Annotated in this window: 7 protein-coding genes; 5 read left to right on the forward strand and 2 right to left on the reverse strand. The window is 50.9% G+C overall.

Annotation, left to right across the window (positions count from 1 at the left end):
• Nucleotides 1-41 precede the first annotated feature (41 nt).
• Entirely contained in the window at nucleotides 42-536 is a 495-nt protein-coding gene (locus EDM54_RS23320; RefSeq protein WP_003390653.1) for a hypothetical protein, read from the reverse strand.
• Between the two features lie 228 nt (nucleotides 537-764).
• Between EDM54_RS23320 and EDM54_RS23325 the strand changes: the two genes are divergently transcribed.
• Nucleotides 765-1,886, forward strand: a complete 1,122-nt coding sequence (locus EDM54_RS23325) for a D-alanine--D-alanine ligase (protein WP_003390650.1) — start codon at nucleotides 765-767, stop codon at nucleotides 1,884-1,886.
• A gap of 183 nt (nucleotides 1,887-2,069) precedes the next feature.
• Nucleotides 2,070-3,206, forward strand: coding sequence for a hypothetical protein (locus EDM54_RS23330; RefSeq protein ID WP_122958866.1), 1,137 nt, complete (start codon nucleotides 2,070-2,072; stop codon nucleotides 3,204-3,206).
• 44 nt (nucleotides 3,207-3,250) lie between these two features.
• Here EDM54_RS23330 and EDM54_RS23335 read toward each other — a convergent pair whose 3' ends face one another.
• Nucleotides 3,251-4,633, reverse strand: a complete 1,383-nt coding sequence (locus EDM54_RS23335; RefSeq protein ID WP_003390645.1) for a UDP-N-acetylmuramoyl-tripeptide--D-alanyl-D-alanine ligase — start codon at nucleotides 4,631-4,633, stop codon at nucleotides 3,251-3,253.
• A gap of 395 nt (nucleotides 4,634-5,028) precedes the next feature.
• Here EDM54_RS23335 and EDM54_RS23340 point away from each other — a divergent pair, with 395 nt between their 5' ends.
• The 3 genes from EDM54_RS23340 (at nucleotide 5,029) to EDM54_RS23350 (ending at nucleotide 6,095) form a co-directional block, all read left to right on the forward strand.
• On the forward strand, nucleotides 5,029-5,352 hold the full coding sequence (locus EDM54_RS23340) for a histidine triad nucleotide-binding protein (protein ID WP_003390643.1): 324 nt from the start codon (nucleotides 5,029-5,031) through the stop codon (nucleotides 5,350-5,352).
• Nucleotides 5,353-5,457: 105 nt separating this feature from the next.
• Nucleotides 5,458-5,631, forward strand: a complete 174-nt coding sequence (gene rpsU / locus EDM54_RS23345; RefSeq protein WP_003390641.1) for a 30S ribosomal protein S21 — start codon at nucleotides 5,458-5,460, stop codon at nucleotides 5,629-5,631.
• A 17-nt stretch (nucleotides 5,632-5,648) separates the two neighbouring features.
• Nucleotides 5,649-6,095 carry a GatB/YqeY domain-containing protein gene (locus EDM54_RS23350; RefSeq protein WP_003390639.1) on the forward strand — a complete coding sequence of 149 codons (447 nt, stop codon included), beginning with the start codon at nucleotides 5,649-5,651 and terminating at the stop codon, nucleotides 6,093-6,095.
• Nucleotides 6,096-6,330: the final 235 nt, after the last annotated feature.

The following is a 6,330-nucleotide window of genomic DNA, read 5'->3' on the forward strand; positions in this document are numbered from 1 at the left end:
TCTATACGTATCTCTAGCTGGCAAAGTTGCAAGAAGAGTGCCTACTCCAGTGCCTGTTTTTCCGCCAGCGCGCTCCTGAGAAGCTCGAGGGCGCGTTTCAGACCGAGCTCCCTGCCGAGCAGAACTTGTCCTTCTGCCGGGGTTGAAGCGCGAATCTCCGTGATATTTTCCAGTTCGTGTACGAGCAGATGCTCCAGTATATACAACTGGACCAACCCGATTTCCCGTTCGCTTCGCCGATCTCTCTCCTTGTATTTTTCAAGCGCCAGACTTTCCTCGACGAACTTGTCGATATCGTCCTGCAGAAAATGGGCGGCCGTGCAAATAATCTCCTGGAATTCCTCTGTTTTGGAGGGGATCACTCGCATCACATGCCCGACATGAGCCAGTAAAAATCGATTCAGAACGATGCTGTTGCGGGTGTACTCGTTGTGCAAAAGGGAGTACTCGCCTAAAAACATGCCCGTCTCCCGATTGTAGCTGTGGAGCAGCGTAAACATGCGGCAGTAGTTGCAAAAAAGCAGATAATCCCTCATGGACATACCTCCCGTAAAGGATTCTCCATGTCTGTTTGGTTACAGAATATGAGGAGCAATGTCAGGCGGTGCTTTCGTGACGTCCCTTGTATTTGAGAGGGGGATTGTGTATGCTGGATGATGGATTAGCCTTGTGAGTAGAAGAAAATAGGGCGTTTGCATACCATGGGAGAGAATGAGATACGGGTAGGCTCTCTGCCCGCGCAGAGGCGAAAGGAGCAAAGGTTCATGGGGAACAAAATACGACTTGGAATCATCTACGGAGGAAAGTCCTCGGAACATGAAGTTTCGCTGCGAACCGCCATGTCTATTATGAAGGCGGTTGATGCTGATAAATATGAGATCATGCCGGTCTACGTACAATTGGACGGCAGTTGGGTAAAAGGAGCGACGCTGTCCGGACAATTGCCGGAAGCGGTTGATTCGCTGCGCTTGTCGGACGGAGGCAGTCAGCAGCCAGAAGATTCAGCGGAAGGGCAGCTTGTAGCCGCCGTTCGTCCAGCATCCGTCTTTTCGATCGGGCAGGAAATTGACGTGATTTTTCCCGTCGTACATGGACCAAACGGGGAAGACGGGACGATTCAGGGGTTGCTTGAGCTGGCAAATATCCCTTATGTAGGTGCCGGAGTGATGGCATCTGCGGTAGGGATGGACAAATGGATGATGAAAAACGTGTTTGCCCAGGCCGGTTTGCCTCAAGTAAACTATGTTGGCGTGCTGCGTTCCGAGTGGGAACAAAAGCAGGAAGAGACTATCAGGCAGATCGAAGAGAAGCTGGGCTACCCTTGTTTTGTGAAGCCGGCCAATATGGGTTCCAGTGTGGGAGTCAGCAAAGCGAAGGACCGCGATCAACTGATCGAAGCGATGAACCTGGCAGCCAAGTTTGACCGCCGTCTGGTCGTGGAGGAGGCTGTAAAGGCACGCGAACTGGAGATCGGCGTGCTCGGCAATGAGGAGCTGCTTACCTCTGCGGTAGGTGAAGTCATTGCAGCCAAAGAATTTTACGATTACGAAGCAAAATACAAGGGTGCGGGTACAGAACTTCAGATACCGGCGGAGGTGCCCGCTCATGTGGCCGAGCGGATGGCAGAAATGGCGAAAACGGCATTCCGCGCCTTGGACGGTTCGGGCCTATCCCGGGTTGACTTCTTCTGGGACGAAGCCAATGATCGCCTGTACATCAACGAAGTGAACACAATGCCCGGATTTACGCCATTCAGCATGTATCCGTTGCTGTTCCAGGAGTCCGGTATCAGCTACAGCGAACTGATCGACAGACTGGTCACGCTCGGTCTGGAGCGGCATGCGGACAAACAACGAAATATCGTGGATGCCGAAGAATTGGAATAGCAGGCAGTCACATCAATAGACAAGCATGAAAAAGAGCGCGACAGGCGCTCTTTTTATGTTCTGCCGACCAGAGAAGGCCGTTGCCAGATCTTTTTGCAGTGGAAGTGAAACAAACAGGGAAGTAGGGCGTCTATAAAAGAGCTGGAAAACGATACACATAACGAGAAAGGAAGTCACTCTGCCATGAAGCGATTATTGCTTACTTATTTGACAATGGCATTACTGCTCGGCGGTTCGATTCCCGCGGCCTCGGCCGTTCAGCCATCCCCCAAACCCCAGGAGCCGCCAACAGAAATTTACAAAATAAGCGGTGACGGCAGAGCAATCAAGGCTGTAGGTCAGATGCCGGCGATGCACAGAGCCGCTATTTCCCCATCGGGCCGCTACGTTTACGGGGAGAAAATCGGCTTTTCGAAACAGGATGCAACCGTCCCGTATCTCTACGACTTGCAGACAAAAAAGCTGGTGAAGCTCCCCGGCTTCGCCAAGTGGTCTCCCCGCAAAGATCTGTTGTATATGCTGGAAAACGAACAGTTGGTGCTGTTCGAGCCTGCAACAGGGCAAAAGAAGGTTCTGGTGCACGCATCCGCTGCGTATCCGATCACAGACTTCCTGGTTGCACCTGATGAAGAATATCTCGCTTTTATCCGAAAGGACCTGAAAGGCACAGATGAGCAGGTGCGGTATCACTTGTATCTGCAGCATGTTCCCACTCTGAAAATGAAAATAAATGACCGGTTTGCGATGACTCCCAGCTACAGCCGGGATGTTCAAAGCCTGTACTGGATGCCGACATCGCGCAAGCTGTTTTATAAAACGAACGCCGCCTACAAGGAGCTCGACCTTCCGACCGGGCTCAAATACGAGCACAAGCTAAGTGCTTTTCCGTCGTATTCCAGTGACATGAAGTACAAGTATGTCAGAACACAGAACGAGGAGTATTTCCTTGATCTTCAAACAGGCAAAAAAGTAATGCAGCAAAAACAGTCCCATCTGCCGATCATGGAGCAATTCATCGACAAGATTGTCTGGTCGCCGAAAGGGCATGCTTTCGCAGCGGAATGGTTTTTCCGCCCCTCCAATGCCCAGGACAGCTACATGATGATCCGCTATCAAAAGGAGCCGAGCAGTTTTCTCTATCCTTTCGGAGGAATCGGAGAGAATAAATGGAGTCCCTACTTGTCTGCCATTGACAATATCCGGGTAATCGGATGGTCGCAAGACGGAAAATCTGTCTATGTTGCTGACCTGGCCTCTATGTATTACTCCGCGTTTTCGCCTGACAAACTCAATGAATACCGACATGTTGTCGAACAGTAGAGTTGTATAGTTGATACAGAAAAAGCCCCATTCCGGGGCTTTTTTTATCCTTGTCGCTTCTCGATTTCCTCCAGGAGCGTCCACAGCTCCATTCCGCGCGAGGCCTTGAACAAAAAGGCATGCGAGCTGTCGCAGAGGGAAGCCAGCAAATCCGCAGCTTCTTCCTTCGCAGCGAAGAAGCGCTTCTCGCCTTCGTATGCCTCGTACAGGGGACGGGCCAGCTCTCCGATGGCTACCAGCAGCGAGAACCGGTCGCGCAGCTTGCTGGCAAAACGGCCAACCTGTGCATGCATCTCTCCGCTGTCCGGACCAAGCTCGTACATTTCCCCCAATACCAATACTTTCGTGCGATCTGGCAGGATGTCAGCAAAGGTGGAGACAGCCGCTTCCATCGATGTGGGGCTGGCATTGTAGGCATCGCTGATATAAACCGCGCCGGTGACGGAATTTTTCCGTTCAAAGCGCATGGCGGACAGCTTTACAGCGGCCAAAGCCCGGATAATCTCCTCGTCGGTCATTCCAAAATGGCGTGCGATCGCTACAGCAGGCAGCGCGTTCAACACATTGTGGCTTCCGAAAAGCGGGAGGAATGCGGAAAAACGGTCTCCTCCCCGAAAACAGACGTCAAATGCCATGCCGTTCTCTTCCGCCGTTATGCGTTCCGCCCAAATATCCGCCGGACCCTCGACCGAGTAGGTGAGAACCTTGCCAGGGTACAAATGAGCGATTTTGCGCAAGTATTCATTGTCGCCGTTTAACAGAACAAAGCCGTCGGGATCCGTATGGGGCAGCAGCTCTGCCTTGGCCAGCGCGATTTTTTCCCGGGAACCGAAAAATTCCAGATGGGATTCACCGATGTACGTGATGACACTGATGCGAGGCTTTACTAAAGAGGCGAGCAGATCAATCTCTCCGGCATGATTCATGCCGAGCTCCAGAACGGCGGCCTGATGGCTGTCCGCAAGCTGCAGCAGGGAATACGGCACACCCAGGTGGTTGTTCAGATTTTTATACGTTTTATGGATCGAGAGCTTGCTTTCCAGAACGTGCGAGACGATATCCTTTGTCGTCGTTTTGCCTATGCTGCCTGTAACGGCAACCATCGGAATCGGAAAGAGCCTGCGATAATTTTTGGCCAGCTTCTGAAAGGCGCGAAGCGTATCGTTGACCAGGATCAGTCCAAAGCCTTCCGGCAGATTCTCCGGGATTTTTTGCTGATTGGAGATGATGGCAGCCTGTGCTCCCCTTTCAACCGCTTGCAGGAGGTAATCGTGTCCGTCTCGTACACCTTGAATCGCTACAAACAGTGCGCCAGCATCCAACTGCCGCGTGTCAAAATGAACAGAGGTCAGAGCGAGGGCGGGATCACCTGACAAAACCAGACCTTCTGCCATGACGGCGATCTGTTCCAGTTTCATTGGCTTCATGTAAACAATCTCCTTTTTGCGTGCATAATGTCCCCATTTCCGCGGGGATCGAAACGCCTCGACATTTTTCCCGTGCTCAACGGCGACCGCACGCTTTGATGATACGTTTGTCTCTGATGAGAAATTCATGGCAGCGCAGCGTTCGCTGTTGACCACGGACGGTATAGAAAAAAGATGCGGACTATACCGGGGAAAACTACGAAGCCATGCTACCATTCCTGTCCTGACACCGCAAGGCTTTTTTGTCCGCATAAACGACCTTTTGGCGGGCGGACATTGCATTTCCCGGAGGAACTCGGCTATCATAATACTAGTTTGGAGGAAGGCCTCGGCATCTTACCAATACATACAGCTTCTGAAATGAGAATATGTGCGGGCAGGAGGAGATTTCCCCGATGGAAAAAAGCATTTTTTCGCGTATCATGGATAAAGAAATTCCAGCCAGGTTTGAATATGAAGATGACAGGGTGATCGTGATTCACGACATCGCACCCAAAGCGAAGGTCCACCTCCTGATCATTCCGAGAAAGCCGATTCCTACGTTGATGGATGCAAAGGAAGAGGATTTGCCGCTGATTGCTCATATTCACAAGGTTGCACAGCATCTTGCGGAAAAATTGAAGCTGGACGGATTCCGTCTCGTAAACAACTGCGGAAAATCAGCCGGACAGGAAGTTTTCCATATTCACTATCACTTTATGGCAGGTTTCCAAGAATAAGTTGGAAAGAAAGGTTGACCTGCCTTGGTTTTCTGTCCTATAATGAAGTGTGACAGTCTGTTGGTAACAGGTGTCCCACGGTTTTAGCGGAGGGAGGGAAGACAGATGGCAGAAATTCGAGTCAAGAAAAACGAGTCTTTGGATAGCGCACTTCGCCGCTTCAAGCGTGAGAGCGCCAAATCTGGGGTGATGGCGGAACTGCGTAAACGTCGCCACTTTGAAAAGCCAAGCATTAAGCGCAAGAAAAAATCCGAAGCAGCTCGTAAGCGCAAGTATTAATTGACGGAGGGCCCATCATGAGTGTAATGGAGCGACTCAATCAAGATATGAAGCAAGCGATGAAGGACAAAGCTGCGCTAAAACTCTCTGTTATTCGCATGGTGAAAGCTGCGTTCCAGAACGAAGAGATTAACAAAGGTAGACAGTTGTCTGAAGACGAAGAGCTGACCATCTTGACCCGTGAGTTAAAACAGCGCCGTGAATCCCTCCATGAGTTTGAAAAAGGCGGCCGTTTGGATCTGGCCGAAAAAACACGAGAAGAAATTGAAGTGCTTTCAGCTTATTTGCCTGTACAACTGAGTGAAAACGAAGTTCGTGAGATTGTCCGGGAAGCGATTGCTTCCACCGGTGCCTCTTCCAAAAAGGAGATGGGCAAGGTAATGGGCGTCATCATGCCAAAAGTAAAGGGAAAAGCTGACGGTACACTCGTGCAAAAGATAGTATCTGAGGAACTACCAACGTAAAAAAGGAACAACCTCATATAGATACGACAGAAAAACTCAGTCTTCAAACGACTGGGTTTTTCTTTTTTTGGTGCGCCCAGCATGGGCGATAGCTATAGGGTGAAAGTCCCGAACGGGGGTTGGCTGTACCAACCGTTAGCTCAAGGCAAGGGTGTCGACCGCGAGGTCGAATCTGAAGGAAGCCGGCGGCAAAATCCCGACCTGAGGTACACGAACCCAATTTGAGGCTGTTGTA

Source organism: Brevibacillus borstelensis, from assembly GCF_003710865.1.
In the GTDB taxonomy this organism is placed as follows: domain Bacteria; phylum Bacillota; class Bacilli; order Brevibacillales; family Brevibacillaceae; genus Brevibacillus; species Brevibacillus borstelensis.